The sequence below is a fragment of the Glutamicibacter sp. X7 genome, from assembly GCF_054889245.1.
The window spans coordinates 1-22,597 of sequence record NZ_CM142678.1 but is presented as its reverse complement, the minus strand read 5'-3'; the positions used below and the strand labels follow the sequence as shown (position 1 = coordinate 22,597).

General features: G+C 57.7%; 23 protein-coding genes, 2 tRNA genes and 1 riboswitch. Of the genes, 5 read left to right on the top strand and 20 right to left on the bottom strand.

The window, feature by feature from the left end:
* Positions 1 to 10: 10 nt before the first annotated feature.
* Both ACYU0X_RS00125 and ACYU0X_RS00120 read right to left on the bottom strand, forming a co-directional pair.
* On the bottom strand, positions 11 to 655 hold the full coding sequence (locus ACYU0X_RS00125; RefSeq protein ID WP_461901773.1) for an anthranilate synthase component II: 645 nt from the start codon (positions 653 to 655) through the stop codon (positions 11 to 13).
* A 173-nt stretch (positions 656 to 828) separates the two neighbouring features.
* Positions 829 to 1,596 (bottom strand): class E sortase, encoded by a 768-nt coding sequence (locus tag ACYU0X_RS00120; protein WP_461901772.1) that lies wholly within the window; start codon positions 1,594 to 1,596, stop codon positions 829 to 831.
* A 183-nt stretch (positions 1,597 to 1,779) separates the two neighbouring features.
* Here ACYU0X_RS00120 and ACYU0X_RS00115 point away from each other — a divergent pair, with 183 nt between their 5' ends.
* Positions 1,780 to 2,034 carry a cell division protein CrgA gene (locus tag ACYU0X_RS00115; protein ID WP_309410315.1) on the top strand — a complete coding sequence of 85 codons (255 nt, stop codon included), beginning with the start codon at positions 1,780 to 1,782 and terminating at the stop codon, positions 2,032 to 2,034.
* Between the two features lie 12 nt (positions 2,035 to 2,046).
* Here the strand turns inward: ACYU0X_RS00115 and ACYU0X_RS00110 are convergent, their stop codons facing one another.
* Together ACYU0X_RS00110 and ACYU0X_RS00105 are read right to left on the bottom strand one after the other, a co-directional pair.
* The gene (locus tag ACYU0X_RS00110) at positions 2,047 to 2,364 is read right to left on the bottom strand and encodes a DMT family transporter (RefSeq protein WP_461901771.1); all 318 of its coding nucleotides are present in this window, start codon (positions 2,362 to 2,364) and stop codon (positions 2,047 to 2,049) included.
* Between the two features lie 11 nt (positions 2,365 to 2,375).
* A riboswitch (guanidine-III (ykkC-III) riboswitch) is annotated at positions 2,376 to 2,446 on the bottom strand.
* A complete protein-coding gene (locus ACYU0X_RS00105) occupies positions 2,441 to 3,343 on the bottom strand; it encodes an ArgP/LysG family DNA-binding transcriptional regulator (RefSeq protein WP_461901770.1) in 903 nt (300 codons plus the stop codon). Its footprint overlaps the riboswitch before it by 6 nt.
* 71 nt (positions 3,344 to 3,414) lie before the next feature.
* Between ACYU0X_RS00105 and ACYU0X_RS00100 the strand changes: the two genes are divergently transcribed.
* Complete coding sequence (locus tag ACYU0X_RS00100) at positions 3,415 to 4,050, top strand: LysE/ArgO family amino acid transporter (RefSeq protein ID WP_461901769.1); 636 nt, start codon at positions 3,415 to 3,417, stop codon at positions 4,048 to 4,050.
* A gap of 471 nt (positions 4,051 to 4,521) precedes the next feature.
* Here ACYU0X_RS00100 and ACYU0X_RS00095 read toward each other — a convergent pair whose 3' ends face one another.
* Both ACYU0X_RS00095 and ACYU0X_RS00090 read right to left on the bottom strand, forming a co-directional pair.
* On the bottom strand, positions 4,522 to 5,196 hold the full coding sequence (locus ACYU0X_RS00095) for a rhomboid family intramembrane serine protease (RefSeq protein ID WP_461901768.1): 675 nt from the start codon (positions 5,194 to 5,196) through the stop codon (positions 4,522 to 4,524).
* A gap of 287 nt (positions 5,197 to 5,483) precedes the next feature.
* Positions 5,484 to 6,029, bottom strand: coding sequence for a peptidylprolyl isomerase (locus ACYU0X_RS00090; RefSeq protein ID WP_309410320.1), 546 nt, complete (start codon positions 6,027 to 6,029; stop codon positions 5,484 to 5,486).
* Positions 6,030 to 6,181: 152 nt separating this feature from the next.
* Here ACYU0X_RS00090 and ACYU0X_RS00085 point away from each other — a divergent pair, with 152 nt between their 5' ends.
* Positions 6,182 to 6,397 carry a hypothetical protein gene (locus ACYU0X_RS00085; protein ID WP_461901767.1) on the top strand — a complete coding sequence of 72 codons (216 nt, stop codon included), beginning with the start codon at positions 6,182 to 6,184 and terminating at the stop codon, positions 6,395 to 6,397.
* Here ACYU0X_RS00085 and ACYU0X_RS00080 read toward each other — a convergent pair.
* Both ACYU0X_RS00080 and ACYU0X_RS00075 read right to left on the bottom strand, forming a co-directional pair.
* Positions 6,394 to 7,260 (bottom strand): DMT family transporter, encoded by an 867-nt coding sequence (locus ACYU0X_RS00080; protein ID WP_461901766.1) that lies wholly within the window; start codon positions 7,258 to 7,260, stop codon positions 6,394 to 6,396. The genes ACYU0X_RS00085 and ACYU0X_RS00080 overlap by 4 nt on opposite strands.
* A gap of 110 nt (positions 7,261 to 7,370) precedes the next feature.
* The gene (locus ACYU0X_RS00075; protein WP_461901765.1) at positions 7,371 to 8,312 is read right to left on the bottom strand and encodes a bile acid:sodium symporter family protein; all 942 of its coding nucleotides are present in this window, start codon (positions 8,310 to 8,312) and stop codon (positions 7,371 to 7,373) included.
* 132 nt (positions 8,313 to 8,444) lie between these two features.
* Between ACYU0X_RS00075 and ACYU0X_RS00070 the strand changes: the two genes are divergently transcribed.
* Positions 8,445 to 9,587, top strand: a complete 1,143-nt coding sequence (locus ACYU0X_RS00070) for a glycosyltransferase family 4 protein (RefSeq protein WP_461901764.1) — start codon at positions 8,445 to 8,447, stop codon at positions 9,585 to 9,587.
* A gap of 9 nt (positions 9,588 to 9,596) precedes the next feature.
* Here the strand turns inward: ACYU0X_RS00070 and ACYU0X_RS00065 are convergent, their stop codons facing one another.
* The gene (locus tag ACYU0X_RS00065) at positions 9,597 to 10,217 is read right to left on the bottom strand and encodes a dihydrofolate reductase family protein (RefSeq protein WP_418907947.1); all 621 of its coding nucleotides are present in this window, start codon (positions 10,215 to 10,217) and stop codon (positions 9,597 to 9,599) included.
* Between the two features lie 27 nt (positions 10,218 to 10,244).
* Entirely contained in the window at positions 10,245 to 10,850 is a 606-nt protein-coding gene (locus ACYU0X_RS00060) for a GNAT family N-acetyltransferase (protein ID WP_418907946.1), read from the bottom strand.
* Between the two features lie 231 nt (positions 10,851 to 11,081).
* Between ACYU0X_RS00060 and ACYU0X_RS00055 the strand changes: the two genes are divergently transcribed.
* Entirely contained in the window at positions 11,082 to 11,678 is a 597-nt protein-coding gene (locus tag ACYU0X_RS00055) for a dihydrofolate reductase family protein (protein ID WP_418907945.1), read from the top strand.
* 66 nt (positions 11,679 to 11,744) lie between these two features.
* Here the strand turns inward: ACYU0X_RS00055 and ACYU0X_RS00050 are convergent.
* From ACYU0X_RS00050 to dnaA, 10 genes are all read right to left on the bottom strand, one after another.
* Positions 11,745 to 11,817, bottom strand: a tRNA-Ala gene (locus ACYU0X_RS00050).
* 7 nt (positions 11,818 to 11,824) lie between these two features.
* Complete coding sequence (locus ACYU0X_RS00045; protein WP_309410328.1) at positions 11,825 to 11,944, bottom strand: DLW-39 family protein; 120 nt, start codon at positions 11,942 to 11,944, stop codon at positions 11,825 to 11,827.
* A gap of 32 nt (positions 11,945 to 11,976) precedes the next feature.
* Positions 11,977 to 12,050, bottom strand: a tRNA-Ile gene (locus ACYU0X_RS00040).
* 117 nt (positions 12,051 to 12,167) lie between these two features.
* Positions 12,168 to 12,782: a DUF3566 domain-containing protein gene (locus ACYU0X_RS00035; protein ID WP_418907944.1), complete on the bottom strand. Its 615-nt coding sequence runs from the start codon at positions 12,780 to 12,782 to the stop codon at positions 12,168 to 12,170.
* The gene (gene gyrA, locus ACYU0X_RS00030; RefSeq protein ID WP_418907943.1) at positions 12,779 to 15,406 is read right to left on the bottom strand and encodes a DNA gyrase subunit A; all 2,628 of its coding nucleotides are present in this window, start codon (positions 15,404 to 15,406) and stop codon (positions 12,779 to 12,781) included. Before gyrA ends, ACYU0X_RS00035 begins: the two co-directional genes overlap by 4 nt.
* Before the next feature lie 18 nt (positions 15,407 to 15,424).
* On the bottom strand, positions 15,425 to 17,419 hold the full coding sequence (gene gyrB / locus ACYU0X_RS00025; protein WP_418909350.1) for a DNA topoisomerase (ATP-hydrolyzing) subunit B: 1,995 nt from the start codon (positions 17,417 to 17,419) through the stop codon (positions 15,425 to 15,427).
* A gap of 345 nt (positions 17,420 to 17,764) precedes the next feature.
* Positions 17,765 to 18,292, bottom strand: a complete 528-nt coding sequence (locus ACYU0X_RS00020; protein ID WP_418907942.1) for a DciA family protein — start codon at positions 18,290 to 18,292, stop codon at positions 17,765 to 17,767.
* A complete protein-coding gene (recF, locus tag ACYU0X_RS00015) occupies positions 18,285 to 19,442 on the bottom strand; it encodes a DNA replication/repair protein RecF (protein ID WP_418907941.1) in 1,158 nt (385 codons plus the stop codon). The genes ACYU0X_RS00020 and recF overlap by 8 nt, the downstream gene beginning before the upstream one ends.
* A 52-nt stretch (positions 19,443 to 19,494) precedes the next feature.
* Positions 19,495 to 20,622, bottom strand: a complete 1,128-nt coding sequence (dnaN, locus tag ACYU0X_RS00010; RefSeq protein WP_418907940.1) for a DNA polymerase III subunit beta — start codon at positions 20,620 to 20,622, stop codon at positions 19,495 to 19,497.
* A 529-nt stretch (positions 20,623 to 21,151) separates the two neighbouring features.
* Complete coding sequence (gene dnaA, locus ACYU0X_RS00005; protein WP_418907939.1) at positions 21,152 to 22,597, bottom strand: chromosomal replication initiator protein DnaA; 1,446 nt, start codon at positions 22,595 to 22,597, stop codon at positions 21,152 to 21,154.

Sequence of the window (22,597 nt, the reverse complement as noted above, 5' to 3'; positions counted from 1 at the left end):
GGGCGCTCGGCTATTCGCCGCTGAAAAGCGGGCTGAGCCGGGCTGAACGCGCGGCAGCGCCGCCCATCCCTAGCGATTCTAGCCAGTTGCCCAGCATAAGATAACCGTCCTGGGTGAGCACGGATTCTGGGTGGTACTGCACGCCCCATAGAGGCTTCTCTCGGTGTGCGAGCCCCATGATCACGCCTCCAGCGGTCTGTGCGGTGATCTCCAGCTCGTCCGGGATGGTCTCCCGCACGGCGGCCAGCGAGTGGTAGCGCGTCGCCGTAAAAGGATTGGCGACGTTCGCAAAGAGTGGATGCTCTTCATGGTTGACCAATGAGGTCTTGCCGTGCATGAGCTCTTCGGCGTGGGTGACCGTTCCGCCGTAAGCCTCGGCGAGCGCCTGGTGTCCTAGGCAGACGCCGAGCATGGGTTTGGCGTGCTCTCCACACCAATGAATCAAACCAATGCTGACGCCGGCCCCCTGCGGGTCTCCAGGCCCGGGGGAGACCAGTACCCCGTCGAATCCCTGAGCGAGCTCAGTAGCCTCTTCAAGGCTAAGTGCATCGTTGCGAATCACCGTGGTTTCGGCGCCAAGCTCCTGCAGATAACCAACGAGGGTATAGACAAAACTGTCATAGTTGTCGATGACGAGGATCTTGCACGTGCTCACGGTGTGTTGAGACCAATCGTTGATTCGGTGAATGGGCTGAACTGACTCAGCCACGGGAAAACATACATCATCAGTAATAGCACGATCGCTGCGATCAGGATCAATGCTTCAATGATTCGTAACCAAATGGGTCCGGGCAGATTCCGGAATATCCATGCGTACATTCAAGCCTCCTAGCTCGTAGCGTCCTTGACCATCTCGCGAATTTCCTTGGGTGGCCCGGCTTCAAGCGGCCGCCAGTCCGTCAATTCCGAGTAGGCGATGATACGTAACCGCGTAGTGAAGGGTGGGTGACAGCTGGTCATCGTCAGAATCGAACGTTTCGGCTCCGCGTCGGGTTCGTGGGGGACCGGCAAGAGCACGTCACCGTTGGAGGGTTGAACAATCTCTGTCTCGTACCAGGTGTAGGTGTAATAGCCTTCCTTGGTTTGCAGATAGATCTTGTCGCCCTTCTGGAGCTTGTCGATATCCCAGAAAACCTGGCCGTGCGTCTGGCGATGAGCGGCCACAGCAAAGTTTCCCTTTTCGCCCGGTAATTGGGTGCTCGGGTAGTAGCCGATGCCGAGGTTGTCGATGACGTCACGCCCGACACCGTAGGTCACCGGGTGGTGCGAACCATTAGATCCAAACCGCGGGAAGTACATGATGCCAAAGGTTTCCCCCGGATTGACTTCCGCGACGGGCGCTGGGCCATAGTCGATATCTTCCTCGCTATCATCACCGATTTTGACGTCACCGATGTTCTGCACCAGGTTTTGGGTGACCTGCTTTTGTGCATTAGCTGAGTCGATGTTCGTCCACCACAGTTCCCACGCCACATAGAGCATGAGCAGGATGCCGAGAGTAATCAGGATTTCACCCAAAACGCCCAAAATCCGGTTACCGGCGCTCGGTTTCTGCCTGGTCATTCTGCGCCCAGGCGCAGTTGCGACTCGGTTCACGGTGGATTTACTCCTTCGGCGCGCGGTTCCATGGGTACCCATCTCACTGCGGCGTTATGGCTAAAATGGAAACAACACGGGATAAGAACGTGAAATACGTCTAATCCCTAACATAAGGTTACCGGGAAGATCCTTCAGTCTCCCGTTGATTCCAGCTATTGGACGAAGCCGAGGGAGAAAACAGTGCCTGAATCGAAGTCACGTCGCAAGAACAAGGTGTCCGAGTCCCAGCAGCAGGGAAGCCACGCCATTGATAAGCCCATGCCAGTTTGGTACAAGCCGGTCATGTTTGGCCTGATGCTACTGGGTCTGCTGTGGATTATCGTCTACTACGTTTCGCAGACGCTGTTCCCGATCCCGAATATCGGAGGTTGGAACATTGTCGTTGGCTTCGGTATTGCCATGGTTGGCTTCTTCATGACAACAGGCTGGAAATAGCGCCAGTCACGTTTAGTGGCTGACCGCCTTCAAACCGATGACACAGCCAATCAGGCCGAGAATGAACACCACCTTGAGCACGGAGAATGGCTCGTCTCCGGTGATAATCGAATAGATAACCGTCAGTGACGCTCCGATCCCCACCCATATCGCATAGGCGGTACCGGTGGGGATTTCGCGCATTGCATAGGCGAGCCCCGCCATGGAGACGAGCATTCCACCGATAAAAATTAGCGTTGGTACGAGGCGGGAGAAGCCTTCGCTACGACCAAGTGCGACGGCCCATACGGCTTCGAACAGCCCTGAAATGATCAACACGATCCAATGCATGCCAGATTCCTTCTGGCCGTCTTGTCGTGCGATCCGGGTACGGCTCCCTCGTCCGGAGGTAGATCTTGTACACTACCTATTTTGAGGATAGCAAGGTTAGCCCCGATTCGCTGGCCGCTGTGGCAAGAATTGCACCCAGTCGATCAAGGGCCGGTGACTGTATTGACCAGCGTTGCCAGTACAGCGGAACATCAACGTGCCAGTTCGCATCGATGGTGCGTAGTTGAGGTAACGAGCGCATCTGCGCAACGGGAACTAGCCCCCAGCCCAATCCGGCTGCGATGGCAACAGCAAATTGTTCAGATTCCGGAATGTAGGAAATGCTCGGCGGGGACGAGGATTCCCCGGTGAGCGTTTCGCGGAAGACATGCTGCAATGAGTCATCCCGGTCGTAGGCCACCATGGGTGCGGTGATTATAGCCGTGCTCTTGTCTGCCGTTTCGAATACCGCGTGATACATCGATTCTGAACAAACGGCGTGGTAGCGCAGGTTTCCTAACCGCGTGCTCGTGCAACCTTGAGCTACTTCTGCGCTGGTGGTGATCACACCGCTCGCCCGCCCGGATCGAAGCAGGCTCAACGATAGATTCTCGTCGCTCCGCACGAATTCGCAGGAGAGCTCGGGCCAGCGGGCTAGCTCCCGGAATACCGGCGCAAACCAATACGCCAACGAGTCCGCGTTGACTCCAATAGTCAGGGTCATCCGCTCGGCGCCTTTCGTATCGGCCCGAAGTTCCCGCTCGGCTTCGGCACCCAACTGTGAAATTTGCCGCGCGTAGCGCAGAAGGCGTCGCCCATGTTCCGTGGGCTTAACCGGTCGCGCACGAACTAGCAGGACTGCTCCGACCGCCGATTCGAGAGATTTCATGCGTTGCGATACTGCCGAAGCGGTAACACCGAGATCAATCGCGGCATCATCGAAGCTTCCTGCATCGACAATCGCCAAGAGGGTCTGCAGTTGGGCCAGATCTACATTCACATTAGGAACTCTAATGGAGACTAAGAATATTAAGTTGGACTCCATAGAGAGCGTCCACCTAGCTTTATTTCATGCTTCATACCGCCCTTCTTGGACTCACTACTGGCCTAAGTCTCATCATTGCCATCGGCGCACAAAACGCATTCGTGCTACGCCAAGGAATACGCAAAGAGCATGTGTTGACCACCGTGCTGATTTGCTCGCTGTCAGATGCGGTCTTGATCACGGCCGGCGTTAGCGGCATCGGATATCTCATCGAACGCGCGCCCGTGGCACTTATCGTTGCGCGCCTTGGGGGAGCAGCGTTCCTTGTCGGCTACGCGGTACTCGCACTGCGTCGCGCCATAGCGCCGGGATCACTCGACGCGTCGGCCGGATCAGGAGGAACCTCGCGCAAGGCTGTGGTGCTGACGACGCTGGCACTCACCTGGCTAAATCCACATGTCTACTTGGATACCGTTCTACTTCTAGGTTCTTTGGGAGCTGCGCAGGGAGAAAGTGGACGATGGGCCTTTGGCTTTGGCGCCGTCTTGGGTTCCATTCTTTGGTTTAGTGCCTTGGGCTTTGCGGCACGCTACCTATCCACTATCTTTGCTAGACCCCTGGCATGGCGCATTCTGGATGGGCTCATTGCGTTGTTGATGAGCTATTTCGCCGTGCTGCTGCTTCTCCCGTTGATAACAGAAGGTCGAGCTATCCACATTTAAACAGGCGTTTCCACAGGGGTGTGCATCAAATGCTCGCACTCTTGTTCACAACTCTATCCACAACTGTGGGTAAATGGCCCTCAATGAGGAGGCCCTAGTGGAATGCCCAGATCAACCCCGGAATTACATACCTGGAATCACACGCTTGTAAGTTATTAACACTGTGGATAGTAGATGTGGATAACGCGACTTGTTCACAAACCGCCAGATGGCGGCCGCTTTTCGCAAGTTTATTCGAAGACCGAGTTAGCCGGCCCCACTCACTCGCAGATCCAGCTATCTACAGGGACTGTTAAAAAGTTATCCACAACTGTGGGGAACTCTGTGCAAAATGCACTGCCGTGTCTACCAATGCCCATAAACAAGGGCGTGGATCGATCTTGAGTCGATCCACGCCCTTTATGCAGCCGGTGCATAAGTTATTAACAGTGTGGATAACGCGTGTGGATATCCACGGCCCACATCTTCGATTTACACCAGGGGCATGGCAGCGCTTGTGGTGCTGATGAAAAGCACAATGGCTAGCACGGCACTCAAGGCACCCAACAACCCGAGTTGGGTTATGTTGCGCTTCGGGCCACGCGGCACCAAAGTTATACACAGGGCTGCAAGGCCGCCGACAATGGCGCCACCAAGGTGGCCTTGCCACGAGATGTTTGGCACCGTGAAGCTCAGCACGATGTTGAGTACCAGCACAATGCCCAGCTGACTGAGGACTCCACGGTTTCCCCGGAGTGCAACGAGTGTAGCGATGAAGAGACCGGCTAGGGCACCGGAAGCTCCGAGCGTTCCACTTAATGGGGGACTCAACAACATGATGCCGGCCGTGCCACCAAAGAGTGAGAGCATGTAGAGCCAGATAAACCGAAGTCTTCCCATACGTGGTTCGAGCAGCGTCCCAAAAATGTAGATACCGTACATGTTCATCAGGATGTGGAAGATCGATCCAGTGGAGTGGGCGAAGGCGTTGGTGAACAATCGCCACGGTTCATAAATGGCAATCCCCGGTACCAGCATCATGGCCTGAGTGGTTCCGCGCAGCGCCCACTGCGCGAGATAGGCAAGAATATTCAGCGCAATGATGGTGTAGGTCGCCAGGGGCTTGGTCGCCACGGCACCGCCATACTGTGTGCGCTGGGTTGGCATCTGACGATTAGCTTCCTGGATGCACTCGCGGCATTGCACACCCACCGGGGCGGAGACCTGACATTCTGGGCAAACCGGCCGGTTGCACCTCGCGCAGCTAACGTACGACACTCGATCCGGATGCCGGTAACATCTCGGCTCGCCGTGGCCTGAGGGGGATACTTGCCCGTATGACATTCTGTTCCTGCGCCTTAAATGTGGTTGTTCAAAGTGGACGGGGATGCACGAAGGCTCCGGAAAGAACGCTCAATGCGCTTCCCGGAGCCTTCAACTGAGTAGGTCGAAACTTACAGGGTTTCGATATCGATGGAGTTGATAACCACCGGCTCCAGCGGCTTGTCACGGCCGTCGGTGGCCACAGTGTTGAGCGCGTCGACAACCTTGCGGGATTCCGCGTCGGTGACCTCACCGAAGATGGTGTGCTTGCCCTGCAACCAAGTGGTCGGGGTGGTGGTGATGAAGAACTGGGAACCGTTGGTTCCGCGACCCATGCGGATACCGGCGTTGGCCATGGCCAACTTGTAAGGAGCGGTGAAGTCCAGTTCTGGGTGGATTTCGTCGTCGAACTGGTAACCCGGGCCACCGAAGCCCTGGCCCAGCGGGTCACCGCCCTGAATCATGAAGTCAGCAATGATGCGGTGGAAAATCGTCCCGTTGTACAGGGGAGTGCCGGTCTTCTGATCGCCGGTCTCTGGGTGTACCCACTCCTGCTCACCGGTCGAAAGACCAACGAAGTTCTTCACGGTCTTCGGAGCGTGGTTACCGAACAGTTCAACAACGATGTCGCCCAAGCTGGTGTGAATCGTTGCTTTGTGTGTTGCGTTTGCAGTCATAGCGCTATTCTCCCATGTTGCAATGACTGACCGCCAAGCTACGGGTACGCGGTCAGTGAAACATTCATGAATACTGCCCAACGGCACCTGTGCGCACGGGATCCGTCCTAGGCTGGAAGAGACAGCTAACGACTAATTTCAGGAGGTTCCAGATGGCCTGCACCAAGAGTACTGGCGGGAAGTTTTTGCTCATCGCAGCAATTGCGGGAGTTGTCGCCGTGTTGGTGGCGTTGTGGAAGGCATCAAAGCCGGTGCCCGATCCTTGGTCCTCGGAGAGTCCTCAACCCGACACCATTGAACCGGTTTCTTCACGAGAGGCCAGCGTGGACGAGATCCGTGAGCTCGCTCGGGATGAGGAAGCAAACTAGCCGCTAACCAGGCGTGATTGTCCGCGGACAACACACCATAGCCCAATTAGGATTGCGCCCAGCCCGACGAATGTGCCCCATGGGACAACCTGCTCAAGGAAAAGTGCAGCGAGCAGGGCGGCCCCTGGAATTTCTAGCAGGATCAGTGTCGATACGGTCAAAGCGCCCAGCACCTTGAGTAGATGGTTCATTACCGTGTGCCCAAGTAGTTGGGCGCAAACCGTGAGTAGGATGATGCCAATCCATCCGAGGGCGTCGAATCCCCACAGCGGTTGCCCCGTAACGAGGCACAGCACCAGCAATATGACGGCGGTTACCGCATAGCAGGTAGATGCATAGGTACCGGTGCCCAGAGTGCGCCTGGCCGCAGAACCGGCCAAGGTGTAGGCCGCGGCCAACATACCGCCCATAATCGCCAGCAGATCACCGATGAGCGCCTCGCGTCCTAGGCCTAGATCGAGTCCGGTGATCGCTACAACCCCACAGATCGCAAGACCCATCCCAATCAGTACGATCGGTTGGTAGCGCACGCCTCGATACATCTGAAACAGCGCGATCCAAACGCCTTGAATACAGACTAAGGCCGTGGCGGCCGCGACACTGGTCATACGAACCGCATACATGAAGCACACGAAATGCAGAGCCAGGGCCACTCCAGAGGCCACCACGATGCTCCATTCGCGTCGCGTCATCTCACGGAATATGCGGCGGTTTTTCCGCAGTGCGGGAGCTGCAAGCAGAACGGCGGCTGAGCCATTGCGCCAGAGAGCCATGGACAGCACGGGTACGGTGGGAAAAGCGGCAATAATGGGGCCCGAGGCGGAGATTCCCAGTACTCCGACAATGGCCAACAGAATGGTCACGCTCTAAGGTTATCCGTATTTTCACGGACCGATTGACCGATCTTCCGCTGCGCCAAACTCAGCACTAACAATAGATTTCATTTAGAGCATATAACCAAGTCAAACACCTTTTACTTGGTTATTCCTTTGCGGCGCCAGTAGGCGGCAACCAATGCGCCAGACAAGTTATGCCAAACCGAGAATACTGCTCCGGGCAGCGCAGCCTCGGGGGCGAAATACTGTTTTGCCAAGCCCGCGGCCAGTCCAGAGTTCTGCATTCCTACCTCGACGGAGACAGTTCGTCGTGAGGCTTCAGGTAGCCGCAACACACGACCTATGCCATAACCCAACAATAGGCCAAGTCCGTTGTGAATCACTACGGCCAGTAGGACAAGCCACCCGGCGGCAAACAGCGTCTGCGCACTGGCGGCCACCACGATCGTGACCACAAAGGCGATGGCCAGCACCGATACCCATGGCAGCGCAGGTACCAGTCGTTGCACAAGCTTCTGGAACAGCGCCCGAACCACCAGACCGCCGATGATTGGGATGAGCACGATCTGCACCACGCTAAGGGCCATGGATCCGGCATCCACCGGTAGGTACTGGCCCGCAAGCCAGAGCGTGAGCAGTGGGGTAAAGATCGGAGCCAGCAGGGTGGAGACGCTAGTCATCGCCACCGACAGCGCGATATCCCCGCGGGCCAGATAAGACACCACGTTGGAGGCCGTTCCGCCCGGTGCGCACCCAACGAGGATGATGCCCGCGGCGAGCATCGGATCGAGCTGAAGCGCTACGGCTACCGCCCATCCCAGCAGTGGCATGACCAAAAATTGTGCCAGAACTCCGCCAGCGACGGGCCAGGGATTCTTCGCGACCAGTGCAAAGTCCGGGAAGGTCAAAGTTAGCCCCATGCCGAACATGATCACCATGAGCATGGGATTGATCAGTCCCGAAAGTGGGAGGAAAGGCTCTGGCATGAGAGCACCGAGCGCGCCACCGGCAAGAATCAGTACAGGGAACAGCAGTACGGCGATATAGGAATTGCGTGTTTCGGTGTCAGCTGACGCCACGCTCGAGTTTTTATCCGGCACCTGATTATCCTGCCACGCGGACCTTCCGACGAAAACTATCGGCATATGTTGTTAAGCCACTGCCAGAATCGTGTTCATGGGGAAGTTACCCTCGACCAGCATGCTGGTGCTGTGAAGATCGCAATCATCGCAGAGTCATTTCTTCCACACTTCAACGGCGTCACGAACTCGGTGCTACGTGCACTGGAGCATTTTGCGGCGCGAGGGCACGAGGCGGTTGTCATTTGCCCGGCGGCCGCTCGGCTAGACGAACTACGCGGCAAGGGAGTGCCAGGGTCTGCTCATGGTTTCCCCGTGCATACGGTTCCTTCTGTGCCACTGGCGACCTATCCGGCAGTGCGTCTGGCCACCGTCAGTACGCTTCGTTTGCGCAGGTTGCTGGCCGATATCCGGCCAGATGTCGTCCACTTAGCTAGTCCGTTTGTTCTGGGCTGGAAGGCACAGTGCGCTGCAGAGCAGTTGGGGATACCCACCGTGGCGATGTATCAAACCGAAGTACCGAACTACGCCAACCGGTACAAGATGCCGTGGCTCACCCAGCGCTTGTGGGATCACGTGCGCACGGTGCACAGCAGCGCGGATCTAACCCTCGTACCCAGCAGCTTCTCCCGAGATCAGTTGTCCGCCCTCGGTGTACAACGCCTATCGTTGCTGGGCCGCGGCGTCGACACCGAGCAGTTCACGCCCACACGCAGAGACGCCGCATTCCGCAAGGCCATCGCGCCGAACGGTGAGCGGCTGATCGGTTTCGTTGGCCGTCTGGCCGCCGAAAAACAGGTCGAGGATCTGCGTGTGCTCAACGATCTCGAGAATACGCGGCTGGTCATCGTTGGCTCCGGCCCCATGGAACCGAGCCTGCGTCAGGCACTTCCCGGAGCACACTTCACCGGATTCCTCTCCGGGACCCGGCTCGCGTCCGTGATGGCTTCGCTGGATGTCTTCGTCCACACCGGGGAGTCCGAAACATTCTGCCAAACCATTCAGGAGTCCATGGCCTGTGCCGTTCCCGTCGTGGCGGTGGGACGCGGGGGACCACTGGACCTCGTTGATTCTTCACGGACCGGCTGGCTGTACCAACCCGGTGCGCTCGATGATCTACGCGCCCGTGTCGTCGATCTGGCCTATGACGATGCAAAACGCTTGGCCTTCGGGCAGGCCGCTCAGAGGGCCGTACAAGGCCGTTCGTGGGAATCCATCGGGGACCGGCTCTTGACCCATTACCGGAGCGTGTGCCGCTCATACGCCGCCAGCTAAGCGTAGCGTTCAGTCGCGGGGCACAACCCCCGAGTATTCTTCAGTCTGAACCGCGCCGGCATAGGAAAATTCGAGGAGGGTCAGGCCTGTCGAGGTGACGCGTTGGCTGGTGAGCTCAAAGGAGGAATCACGGTGCCCGGTAAATAGGCGTCGGCCCTGGCCCAGTACTACCGGGGCGACAGCCAGTCGGATGGAATCGATCAGCCCGGCATCCAGCAGCGAGGCTGCAAGAACGGAGCTACCGTGGATTTGTAGTTCGTCTCCGGCTTTTCCCTTCAACGCACTGATCTGCGCCACGACATTCGAATAAAGCACCGTCGTCGGTTTCCACTCGCCCGTCTTCAGGGTGCTACTGACCACGTATTTTGGCAACGTATTCATGCGCACCGTGAACGGATCTGGTTCTTCAATCTGCGGCCAGTCGCGGGCAAAGGCAAGGTAGGTACGCCGCCCAAAGAGTAACCCATCCGCGGCGTCGAGCCACTGGGAGGCCTGTTGCAGGAAGTCGTCATCAATGAAGGGCACAAACCACCCGCCTCGGGTGAATCCGTCGCTCTGATCCTCCGTAGGGGAGCCAGGGCCCTGGCTCACGCCATCGAGGGTCACAAACTGTGTCAGGGTTAGCTTCATTTCATCTCCCGGCAGTCAATAGTACGTTCATGAATCGCCCGCGCTGTCGGTCTCGAGGCGCAGCGATAGGTACTCGTGAAATCCCGCTCGTCGGGCGAAACGCACCGGACGTCGTTCGTACTCACGAAATCCCAAACCCCGGTACAGCTGCAGTGCCGCCTGATTAGTGTCCTTGATGTCTCGCAACACAAAGCGTTGAAAGCCAGTGTCGCTCACCAGATGCTGCATCAGCGCCCTAGCCAGGCCACGACGTCGAAAGCCCGGTGCCGTGGTAACGAAGCCGATTTCCGCAAGATCCGGGCTGGGCTCGGGGTACGCCCCGAGAAATTGGCTGCGCACGATCTGGTAGCTGATCGATCCGCGAATCGCTCCCAGATGCGCCCGGAGCTCGGCGGCGACCAGTGCAAAGCACTCTTGCTCACCGGTGGTCAGCGAGGCCACGGCCGCGGGGTGCCCATCGACGAGGGCCACGTAGAAGCGTTCAAGGATCAGCATGTGGGCGAAGGCAGCGGCCACCCGCGCAGGATCGGGGGAGAAGAAGGCAAAATCCTCGGCGAAGCCGTGTGCGAGAACGCCGGCGATATCTTCTCGGTAGCCTTCGCCTACTTCGTCGGCCCTGCACTGCTCAATCATGTTCCAGGCTCCGTGAGGTGACGGCGGGCGACGGATTGCCACTGCACATTGCGGGCACGACGTTCGAGGTGCATTGGGATCCCCTCGCGAGTCGACGAACCGCCATGTGATGGCGCTGTTTGTCTCCATCGTGGCACCTCGTGCGAAGTGGTGGCAATACTTCGGGCTCTTCAATCTCGGGGTCTGCGGCTGTAGGCTCCATGTCATCGCCACGCCAGAGAGAAGGTTCTCATGCCCGCCAGCTATACATTCGACGTTCTCTGTAGCCTCGATGGCTACGGATCTTTCGGTCCCGAAGGGGACTGGGGTGGCTATTGGGGTAAGCAAGGTCCGGAATTCCTCGCGCATCGAGCCGAGCAGTACGCGGCCGAAATGCAACTGGTACTTGGAGCGGCGACTTTTCGGATGTTTCAAAAATTCCTTGGGGCACTGAGCCGGGACTCCGAGGCCAGCGACCCGGTGAACACTCGGATGAAATTTCAGCCCACGACCGTCATATCTTCAACCTTGGACGAACCGCTGGATTGGCCGGATGTACAGGTGGCGCGCGGTGACGCCGTCGAGATAGTCACCGAGCTCAAGCATCACGCTGAGCGGCCGCTGCGTTCCCATGGCAGTTTGATGCTAAATAGCGCCCTGTTAAACGCCGGATTGGTCGATTATGTTCAGGTCACCATGTTTCCGGTGCTCACCGGTCGCACCGGGACCCGACCGATCTTCACTGCGGTCCAAGATTTCGACCTCGAGCTCGTTTCCGAGCGGGTTTTCGACGGGCGAATCGTGGAGTTGACCTATCGGCCCACGGCACATCTCCCAGGCGGCGGCTAGCGCACCGCGCTAAAGGGAGGGAGAAAAAGAAGAACCCCGGACAATGTCCGGGGTTCTTCTTTCTTGTGGAGCCTAGGAGATTCGAACTCCTGACATCCTGCTTGCAAAGCAGGCGCTCTACCAACTGAGCTAAGGCCCCGTAAGGGTTAGGATACCGTGTCAGTTACCTTTTGCCAGGTAACCTTGGTTTCCGAAGAAGCCTTGACCTTCTTGTAAACCACAGCCGCTACCGCAGCTAGGGTTCCCAGGAGTAGAAGCTTTTTCATTCTTCCATCCCTTCCATTAGGCAAGGTTTCCGTGGGCGTACCAAGACTTGAACTTGGGACCTCTTCGTTATCAGCGAAGCGCTCTAACCGCCTGAGCTATACGCCCTTACCTGTTCCGTTCTCTTTGGAACGAAATAAAACTTTACCGGTGATTGGCTACAGACACAAATCGAGCCCGGGTGTCATGCGTCACAGCACTTTTCCCGGGCTCGACCAGTGACTATTAGTCGTCGGTCAGGGTCACGCCGATACCGCCGACCAGCGAGGCTGCGATGTTGTATAGCACCGCACCGAGCATCGAAAGCACGGAAATGACCACGACGTTCACCACGGCAATGATGGTCGAGTACGAAGCAACCTGACCCAGCGACATGGCGGTGCGCAGATCGAAACTACTGTCCGCACCAATCGCGTCACGCATCAGCTGGTTGAACACATCGAAGGTGCCGGTCAGATCCAGCACGCCCCAGATCGCCACGCCGGCCACCACGGTCAGCACACCAAAGCCGACCGAAAGCAGGAAGGCAAGCTTGAGCACTGAGAAGGGCTCGACCTTGGATACCAGCAGGCGTGCCTTACGCACCTTAGCCTTCGGGGCAGGGCGCACCAGGCGCTCCTGGTTGCCGGACGGGCGCTGCTGGCTTCCGGTCGGACGTGCGGAGGATCCGGCCGGGCGCTGCGCGCCGGCGGGACGTGCCCCGGCCGGACGTGCACCCGAGGCGCCTGCCGGACGCGGGTTGTTACCCGCAGGGGTGGTTGGGCGCTTCACCTGAGTTGCGCGCGGGGCACCTGCCTGGGGCGGATTACCGTTTGGGCGAGGCGTCGAGGGCGTACTCATGCGTTACCTCCGTCGTTGGTTTCATCCGTCGCAGTCTGAACTGGTGTTGCCGGTACGTCAGATGATTCAGTGGTCGTATTTTCTTCGTTTAACGTTACGCCATCTTCCTCGGAGTTCTCTTCGAGCCCCGTCTCCGAATTCTTAGCGACGGCGATGATGCGATCCTTCTTATCCGGCTTCGCGAAGATCACGCCCATGGTGTCGCGGCCCTTGGAAGGAACCTGGCTCACCGAGGAGCGAACAACCTTGCCCGACTCCATGACCACGAGCACTTCGTCGGTCTCCTCGACGATCAGTGCACCGACCAATTCGCCGCGCTCTTCGGCCAGCTTGGCGACCTTAATGCCCAGACCACCACGGGACTGAACGCGGTATTCGGCCACCTCGGTGCGCTTGGCGTAGCCTTCGTGGGTGACGGTGAAAACGTAGGAGTCTTCGCGTACCACGTCGGCGGCCAGCAGGGTGTCGTCGTCACGGAATTTCATGCCCGTCACACCGGAGGTCGCACGACCCATCGGGCGCATCGCGGTATCGGTAGCCGTAAAGCGCACCGACTGACCCTTGCGCGAGACAAGCATCACATCATCGGTAGGGTGCAACAGCTGCGCAGAGACCAGTTCATCGTCCTCGCGCAGGTTGATCGCGATCAAACCGGCGGTGCGGTTCGTATCGTAATCCGCCAGGCGGGTTTTCTTCACCAGACCATTGCGGGTGGCCAGCATCAGGTACTCGGCGTCCTGGTAGGTACGCAGGTCCAGCACTTGGGCGATGTGCTCATCCGGCTGGAAGGCCATCACGTTGGCCACGTGTTGCCCCTTGGCGTCGCGACCGGCCTCGGCCAGTTCGTAGCACTTGGCGCGGTAGACGCGGCCGTGGTTGGTGAAGAACAGCAGCCAGTTGTGCGTTGAGGTGACGAAGAAGTGCTCCACCACGTCGTCCCCGCGCAGGGAAGCGCCCTTGATGCCCTTACCGCCGCGCGCTTGCGAGCGGTAGTTATCGATCCGGGTGCGCTTCACGTAGCCGCCGCGGGTAATGGTGACGACCATTTCCTCTTCTGGAATGAGGTCCTCGACGCTCATGTCACCGTCGAAGCCCATGAGAATCTTGGTGCGGCGCTCGTCCCCGTGCTTCTCGACGATCTCGGCCAGTTCCTCGGAAACGATCTCACGCTGTCGCGATTCGGAGGCCAGGATCGCCTTGAACTCGGTGATCATCGCCATCAGGCGGTCGTAATCGTCGAGAATCTTCTGGCGTTCCAGCGCGGCGAGCTTACGCAGCTGCATATCGAGGATGGCGCGCGCCTGATCGTCGTCGATCTCCAGCAGGCTCTTCAGTCCCTCGCGAGCATCTTCGACCGTGGCCGAGGCGCGAATCAAGGCGATGACCTCATCCAACGCATCGAGTGCCTTGAGCAGGCCCTCGAGGATGTGGGCCTCGTCCTCGGCCTTCTTCAGGCGGAACTTGGTGCGCCGAACAATGACCTCGATCTGGTGGGTAATCCAGTGACGGATGAACCCATCCAGCGGCAGGGTGCGCGGCACGCCGTCCACAATGGCCAACATGTTGGCCGAGAAGTTCTCCTGCAGCTGCGTGTGCTTGTACAGGTTGTTCAGCACGACCTTGGCCACGGCATCGCGCTTAAGCACGATGACCAGGCGCTGGCCGGTACGGCCCGAGGTTTCATCGCGCATATCGGCGATGCCCGAGATCTTGCCGTCGCGGACAAGTTCGGCAATCTTCACCGCAAGGTTATCCGGGTTGGCCATGTACGGTAGCTCGGTCACCACGAGGCAGGTGCGGCCTTGAATTTCCTCGACGTTGACCACCGCACGCATGGTGATCGAGCCGCGACCGGTCCGGTAGGCGTCGGCGATGCCCTTGGTGCCCAGAATCATGGCGCCCGACGGGAAATCGGGGCCCTTGATGCGCTGCATCAGTGCGGCCAGCAGCTCTTCGCGGCTAGCCTCTGGGTGTTCGAGGGCCCACTGCACGCCCTCGGCCACTTCGCGCAGGTTATGCGGCGGAATGTTGGTGGCCATACCCACGGCGATACCGGAGGAACCGTTGACCAAGAGGTTCGGGAAACGCGCCGGCAGCACCGTCGGTTCCTGGTTCTTGCCGTCGTAGTTGTCCTGGAAATCAACGGTGTCTTCGTTGATGTCGCGGACCATTTCCATGGCCAGCGGGGCCATTTTGGTCTCGGTGTAACGCTGTGCGGCCGCGCCGTCGTTACCCGGCGAACCGAAGTTACCCTGGCCCAGGGCCAGCGGGTAGCGCATCACCCAGTCCTGGATGAGGCGGACCAGCGCATCGTAAATGGCCGAGTCACCGTGCGGGTGGTACTGACCCATCACTTCGCCGACCACGCGGGCGCACTTGTTGTAGGACCGGTCCGGGCGGTAGCCACCGTCGTACATTGCGTAGATCACGCGGCGGTGCACCGGCTTCAGGCCGTCACGCACGTCGGGCAGTGCACGGCCGACGATCACGGCCATTGCATAGTCCAGGTAGGAACGCTGCATTTCGGTCTGCAGGTCCACCTGATCGATGCGGTCCAGCACCGGCCCGTCTGCGGTTACGTCCTGTGGTTCTAGGTTGTCTTGCGGATTCTGCTCGTCGCTCATTATTTCCCTAAGTCGAGGCTAGATGTCCAGGAACCGGACGTCCTTGGCGTTTTGCTGGATGAAGGTGCGGCGGGATTCGACATCCTCGCCCATGAGCACCGAGAAGACCTCGTCGGCCGCGGCCGCATCGTCCATCGCCACCTGGCGCAGCGTGCGGTGCGAGGGATCCATGGTGGTGTCCCACAGTTCCGAGTAGTCCATCTCGCCCAGACCCTTGTAACGCTGGATGCCGTTTTCCTTGGGAAGACGCTTGTTGGCTGCCTGCCCACGAACCAGAGCCTCATCGCGCTCGCGGTCGGTGAAGACGTATTCGTGGGCTGCGTTGGACCACTTGATGCGGTACAGCGGCGGCGAGGCCAAGTAGACGTATCCATGTTCGATCAACGGCCGCATGAAGCGGAAGATCAGGGTCAACAGCAGCGTGGTGATGTGCTGTCCATCGACGTCGGCATCGGCCATCAACACGATCTTGTGGTAGCGCAGCTTGGACATATCGAACTCTTCGCCGATACCCGTGCCAAAGGCGGTGATCATCGACTGCACTTCGGCGTTACCCAGCGCGCGGTCCAAACGTGCACGTTCCACGTTCAGGATCTTGCCGCGTAGCGGCAGGATCGCTTGGGTGCGCGGATCGCGTCCGCGCTTTGCCGAACCACCTGCGGAGTCACCCTCCACCATGAAGATTTCGCACTCGATGGGGTTCTTCGAGGAGCAGTCCGAGAGCTTGCCCGGCATGCCGAAGGACTCCATCGGCGACTTGCGGCGGGCGTTGTCTCGCGCCTTGCGCGCGGCCATGCGTGCCTGTGAGGCCAACTGTGCCTTGCGGATGATGTCCTTGGCGTGAATCGGATTACGCCCGAGCCAGTCACCGAGTTCGTCGTTGACCACGCCCTGCACGAAGCCACGCGCCACGGAGTTACCAAGCTTGGTCTTGGTCTGGCCCTCGAACTGCGGCTCGGAAAGCTTAACCGAGATGACGGCGGTGAGACCCTCGCGCACGTCGTCGCCGGTGAGGTTATCGTCCTTGTCGCGCAGGATTTTGTTCTCACGGGCATAGCGGTTGAGCAGGCCGGTCAGTGCGGCACGGAACCCTTCTTCGTGGGTACCGCCCTCATGGGTGTTAATGGTGTTCGCGTAGGTATGCACGGACTCTGCGTAAGCGGTGGTCCACTGCATGGCGATTTCCACGCTGATCCCGCGGTCGTTATCTTCGGATTCGAACGCGATGACCTCGGGGTGGACGAGTTCGACCTTCTTGGCAGCATTCAGGTGCTTGACGTAGTCGAGCAGACCGTCCTTGTAGAGGTAGTCCACAACGCGAGGCTTAATTGCCTTCTCGTCCTGGTCCTCTACCTCGACCTCGGGCTGCTCATGAGTACGCTCATCGGTCAGGCGAATGCGTAGGCCCTTGTTCAGGAAGGCCATCTGCTGGAAGCGCGCGCGTAGCGTCTCAAAATCGAACTCGACGGTCTCGAAAATTTCCGGATCCGGATAGAAGGTCTGCGTGGTGCCGGTGGCCTGAGTTTCCTCGCCCTTGGTCAGCGGCATCGTGGTGCGGCCACCGTCGGCGAACGAGATGCGCCAGGCATGCCCCTTTTGTCGGACCACGGTATCGACACGGCGCGACAACGCGTTCACCACGGAAATACCCACGCCGTGCAGGCCACCGGAGACGGCGTAACCGCCGCCGCCGAATTTACCACCGGCGTGCAGGATCGTCATCACGACCTCTACCGCGGGCTTGCCTTCGGTTGCGTGCATATCGGTGGGGATTCCTCGGCCGTTATCTTCGACGCGAACGCCGCCGTCGGCCTGTAGGGTCACATCGATGGTGTCGCAGTATCCTGCCAGCGCCTCGTCAACCGAGTTATCTACGACCTCGTAGACCAGATGGTGCAAACCACGCGGCCCGGTAGAGCCGATGTACATGCCAGGACGCTTGCGAACGGCTTCGAGCCCTTCCAGCACCGTGATGTCTTCGGCTCCATAGGTATGTTCGACCTTTGAAGTCATCGAGTCGGCCGTTTCTGTGGGCTGCCCGGGTTCCTGCGGCGAAGTGTTTTCAGTAGACACTGGTGCTACGAACTCCTCAAAATTTGCGCGCGACATCCCCGCGGTGCCAGAGTGCGGCCCCTAAGGATTGCCAATATCGGGTGCTATGCGCCCGAGCGGAGCTCAGGCTGCGACAATACACGTAACCTTAAGTCTACCGTGTCATGTGTATTTTTCACGGATCTGGCGAGCTAAAACACCGGATAGAACGCACAGAAACCATGATCTGAGAGCTTCTCGCTTGGTCGCTGAGGGGGGATGCACCCGACAGGGGCGTTCACGCGGCGTAGGCAGCGTCAGCGATTTCTACCCGTAGGTATCGCGGGGGCCGCGGCCAGCAACCGAACGACCACCGTGGCGCCACGATGGAGCGTTAGGTCCAAGCACCCGGATTACCGTCACGATCCCCGGTCCCAACTCGGCATCAAATTTCTTGAGAATTTCGTGGCTGAGTAGGCGCATTTGCGTAGCCCACGAAGTTGAATCACAACGGACAACAACCACCGTATCCTCAAAGGATTCGGGTTTGCAGTGCTCGGCCACGTTGGTTCCGACAAGTTCCGCCCAGCGACCCAATACGGATCCGACCGCGACCTGAGTATTCCACCCGCGAGACTTGGACAGGCGGGACACCACATCACCGATGGCTCGCGGATCCCGGTCCGGAGCATTTGAATCTTTGCTCGAACCTGATTGTTGGCCGCCGCGCTGTTTTTTCCGCGCTTGAACCCGGGCTAAACGCGCCGCGTCCATACGGGTTTCACCACGTTCTTCGGCTAGTTTCCGCATCCGGTTCAGCAATGCCTGCGCGGGATCAAGTTCCTGCTCAAACATCGGCGACCTGTCCCGGACTGACCTGGAAATAGTGTCCCTGAAGTGTTTCGGGAACATCTTCGGGAACCGCGGCGGTGACGATCACCTGCTCAGCACCGGCTACGATTCGGGCCAGTCGAGCTCGACGTGTGGCATCGAGTTCGGCAAAAACGTCGTCGAGAATCAGAATTGGACCCGAGCCGGGACGCGGATCATCGTCACAGAAAACCCGATAAGCAGCTAGACGCAAGGCGAGAGCGAATGACCAGGTTTCGCCGTGTGAGGCATAACCTTTGGCTGGTGTGAGCCCTAGCTGCAAACCTAAATCATCACGGTGTGGGCCGAACAGGGTGATGCCTCGGTCCAGTTCGCGGGATCGATTCGATTCGAGTGCCTCAAGAAGTAACTCTTCGATCTGATTTTGATCGAGAGTGTTGAGATCTTGCGCCAAGTTCTCTGAATTCTCCTCGACCAAGGAACTGCGATAGCTTGCGCTGGCTAGTTTCGAGCCATCAGCAAGATCGGCATATGCCGCCTGGAGATACGGTTGTAGCTTGTCTAAAACATCAAGCCTCCCTCGGATCAGCCGAGCGCCACAGGAGGCTAGCTGCAGATCCCAAGCCGTGAGGGTATTTTCTTGCGAGGCAGTGAGCTTCGACTTCCCACGAACTGATTTGAGCAAGGCGTTTCGCTGCTTCACGATTCGCTCGTAGTCATTTCGGGTTGTTGCTTCGACAGGGCGAAGAGAAACTAAGAGTTCGTCAAGGAAGCGTCGACGATTACCTGGGTCTCCTTTAACCAATGCTAGGTCTTCGGGTGCGAACAGAACTGTGCGAACAATCCCTAGAATTTCACGGGCTCGGACCGGGTTACCACGGTTGATCCGTGCGCGATTGATCTTGCCTGTGGTGATCTCAACCTCGAGCGTCGTTTGTTGAGAACCACGGTGAACCGTACCGCGGACAAGTGCTCGCTGTGCCCCGAAATTTAGCAGTGGGGCATCATTGCTGACGCGATGAGAAGAGAGATTCGCCAGATATCCAATGGCTTCGACGATATTAGTTTTACCGACTCCATTAGGCCCGATCAGAATGTTTGTGCCATCGACTAGCTGCACTTCGGCGTGCTGATAAGAGCGGAAGCTCGTCAAGGACAGCTGAGAAATGAACACCTTAGATTCCTGAAGTGCCGCGGCAGTACGCAATTACTGCCGCGGCCACTAGTTAGTTGGAGTTTGGAAGTCGAACTGGCATGACCAGATAGCGGTACTCGCTTTGATCGTCTTCATCGATCTGTTTCTGGCCGGTCAACATCGCAGGCTTCGGTGCACTAGTGAACGAGAACCGAACGTAATCGGTGTTGAAGGTTCCCAAACCCTCGCTGAGGTAGGTCGGATTGAAAGCAACAGTGATGTCTTCACCGCGGAGGGCAGCAACAATCGACTCTTCAGCTTGGGCATCATCACCGGTGCCAGCATCGAGGGTTACTTGACCGTCGACAAATGCCAATCGAACTGGAGTGTTTCGTTCAGCGACAACAGAAACGCGTCGGACCGCTTCAATTAGTTCGCTTGTACGAACGGTTGCGTGGATTGGGGTTGAATCGGGGAACAACGATCGGATCTTGGGGTAATCTCCGTTGACCAACAGGGAAGTAGTGCGGCGGTTGGCGCTTTGGAAGCCGACAAGTTCACCGTTCTGGCTGATGGCGATCTCCAGATCACCGGCGCTGGACAAGGACTTGGCAACATCATTTAGCGTCTTGGCTTTAATCAGGAAGCTGGTAGAAATTTCTGGATTATTCGGAGTCCAGTGAAGTTCGCGCATAGCTAGCCGATAGCGGTCAGTTGCCAGGAAGGTAATGAGGTCATTCTCGATCTCTACCTTGATACCGGTGAGAACGGGCAGCGTGTCATCCTTGGACGCAGCAACGATAACTTGGCTTACAGCCTCGGCAAAGACTTGCCCATCGACACGTCCAGATACTTCGGGCAATGAAGGTAGCGAAGGATATTCATCAACGGGCATGGTGGCCAAGTTGAAGCGTGAACGTCCACAGCTCAGAAAGACTTTGGCACCTTCGGTTTCCAACGTAACTGTGGAGTTTGGCAAGCTGCGGGTGATCTCTGCAAGTAGCTTGCCCGAAACCAAGATGGAACCTTGTTCGGCAATGTCAGCTGCAAATTCAATATGAGATGAGATCTCGTAATCAAAGCCTTCGAGCTGAACGACTCCGTTATGGGTCGTAATCAGAATTCCAGCAAGTACGGGCGATGGCGGACGCTGTGCCAATGATTTAGCGGTCCAGGATACGGCATCGGCCAGTACATCCTTTTCAACGCTGAACTTCACGAACAATCCGCCTTTCGGAACCTTTGGTCGTTGTCAATGCCGATAAGTAGCACACCGGCAAGTTCTTAAGCATAGAGCAGATACGAATGACTCCACTCATCCAATCTTGCCATGGGCGTTGAGTAGCTGATCCTTCTGGTTCCCAAACTGTGTGCCAATTGGCTCATTGGATGATTCGTGTTTTGTCCTGATGGCTCCAGCAAGTGGCCGAGACGTGGTTTTGCTAACGAGTTGTTAGCTCATGAGGCGTTCGAAACGGGCACGCGAGGTGGTGGTCTCGTTATTTGGCAGGCAAAAGGTTAAAAGGTGGGAGTGTTAATAACCCCTGTGGAATCTGTGGAGAAGCGGTTAAAGCCCATATCCGAGCTCGATTGTGCATGTGAACAATCTGTGATCGAAAGTGGGACTGAGTCTCACGAGCGTGTTGATACTCAGTTTCACCCTAACGACCATCCACACGGAGTTTGAGGTTTATCCGCAGGTACTCACCAGATCATCCACAAAATTATCCACAGGTGTGGTTATCGCATTAAAGTTCGCGCTGGCTCTGTTTGATGCGATTGGTAAGCTCGGTGACCTGATTGAAGATCGCACGTCGTTCTGCCATGAGCTCGCGAATCTTTCGATCTGCATGGATGACCGTGGTGTGATCACGTCCGCCGAGCTCGGCACCAATTTTCGGCAGTGACATATCGGTCAGCTCGCGCAGGAGATACATCGCAATTTGCCGAGCAGTAACAAGCGTGCGCGTGCGTGACTTGCTATTCAGTTCGTCGATAGACAGCCCAAAGTATTCCGCGGTTTGCTTGATGATGGTCGACGGGGTGATTTCCTGGGCGCCATCCTCACTGATCAGGTCCTTGAGGACAGTCTCAGCTAGGGCGAGATCGACGCTTTGATTATTGAGGGACGCAAAAGCGGTGACACGAATGAGCGCCCCCTCCAACTCGCGAATATTCGTTGAGATGCGGGAAGCGATGTACTCCATCACGTCGCTAGGTGCGGACAAATTCTCCGCATCAGCTTTCTTACGCAAAATCGCAATGCGGGTCTCGAGCTCGGGAGGCTGAATATCCGTTAGCAGGCCCCATTCGAAGCGGGATCGCATACGATCCTCAAATCCTTGCAATTGCTTCGGGGGCAGATCCGAGGTGATGACTACTTGCTTGTTGTGGTTGTGCAACGCATTGAAAGTGTGGAAGAACTCTTCCTGCGTCGCATCCTTGTTAGCCAAGAACTGAATATCGTCAATGAGCAGGATGTCAACGTTTCGATAGGTCTGCTTGAAGCTCGCACCTTCGTCATCTCGAATTGAGTTGATGAAGTCGTTGGTGAACTCTTCCGAGTTGACGTATCGGACACGGATGCCCTTGTAGAGGTGGCGGGCGTAGTGGCCGATGGCATGCAACAAGTGAGTTTTTCCGAGACCGGAGTCGCCATAAATGAAGAGAGGGTTATAGGCCTTTGCCGGCGCTTCGGCAACGGCTACGGCTGCTGCATGTGCAAAACGGTTCGACGAGCCGATAACGAACGTATCGAAGATGTATTTCGGATTTAGACGCCCGAACTCTTGTGAATTCGACGGGGGAGTCGGCTGAGGTGCCGGCTGAAGTCGCGGCCCGGGTGCAGGTTCGGCAATTTCTTCCTCAGCTGCACTTTGCTTTGGCTGAGCCGCTTCGATAGTTCGCTCGTCCTCAGAGGAAGCTAACGACAAGTCCACGCTGACTGCGCAGGAGATCTCATCCTGGAACACTTCACGGAGTGCTTCATCAAGAGGCTCGCGCAGCTGACCTTGCAGAATGTCTCGGGTGAACTCGTTCGGAACGGCAACTAGGAGCGTCTTTCCGATGAGCCCCTGGGGCTTAGCCAGGGACACAAAGGGCCGGTTTCGTGCCGAAACCCGGTCGTTGTCTTCGATGCGCCGAATCACCTGGCGCCATGAGCTACCGATGCTGTTGGTCTCATCGCTGCTCAC

Coding starts and splice junctions, on each gene's coding strand:
- gyrA (WP_418907943.1), bottom strand. CDS start 15,406: ATGAGCGACGAGCAGAATCCGCAAGACAACCTAGAACCACAGGACGTA.
- ACYU0X_RS00060 (WP_418907946.1), bottom strand. CDS start 10,850: ATGATTGAGCAGTGCAGGGCCGACGAAGTAGGCGAAGGCTACCGAGAA.
- ACYU0X_RS00045 (WP_309410328.1), bottom strand. CDS start 11,944: ATGAAAAAGCTTCTACTCCTGGGAACCCTAGCTGCGGTAGCGGCTGTG.
- ACYU0X_RS00095 (WP_461901768.1), bottom strand. CDS start 5,196: ATGCCAACCCAGCGCACACAGTATGGCGGTGCCGTGGCGACCAAGCCC.
- ACYU0X_RS00035 (WP_418907944.1), bottom strand. CDS start 12,782: ATGAGTACGCCCTCGACGCCTCGCCCAAACGGTAATCCGCCCCAGGCA.
- ACYU0X_RS00100 (WP_461901769.1), top strand. CDS start 3,415: ATGCTTCATACCGCCCTTCTTGGACTCACTACTGGCCTAAGTCTCATC.
- ACYU0X_RS00110 (WP_461901771.1), bottom strand. CDS start 2,364: ATGCATTGGATCGTGTTGATCATTTCAGGGCTGTTCGAAGCCGTATGG.
- ACYU0X_RS00055 (WP_418907945.1), top strand. CDS start 11,082: ATGCCCGCCAGCTATACATTCGACGTTCTCTGTAGCCTCGATGGCTAC.
- ACYU0X_RS00090 (WP_309410320.1), bottom strand. CDS start 6,029: ATGACTGCAAACGCAACACACAAAGCAACGATTCACACCAGCTTGGGC.
- gyrB (WP_418909350.1), bottom strand. CDS start 17,419: ATGACTTCAAAGGTCGAACATACCTATGGAGCCGAAGACATCACGGTG.
- ACYU0X_RS00065 (WP_418907947.1), bottom strand. CDS start 10,217: ATGAAGCTAACCCTGACACAGTTTGTGACCCTCGATGGCGTGAGCCAG.
- ACYU0X_RS00085 (WP_461901767.1), top strand. CDS start 6,182: ATGGCCTGCACCAAGAGTACTGGCGGGAAGTTTTTGCTCATCGCAGCA.
- ACYU0X_RS00020 (WP_418907942.1), bottom strand. CDS start 18,292: ATGTTTGAGCAGGAACTTGATCCCGCGCAGGCATTGCTGAACCGGATG.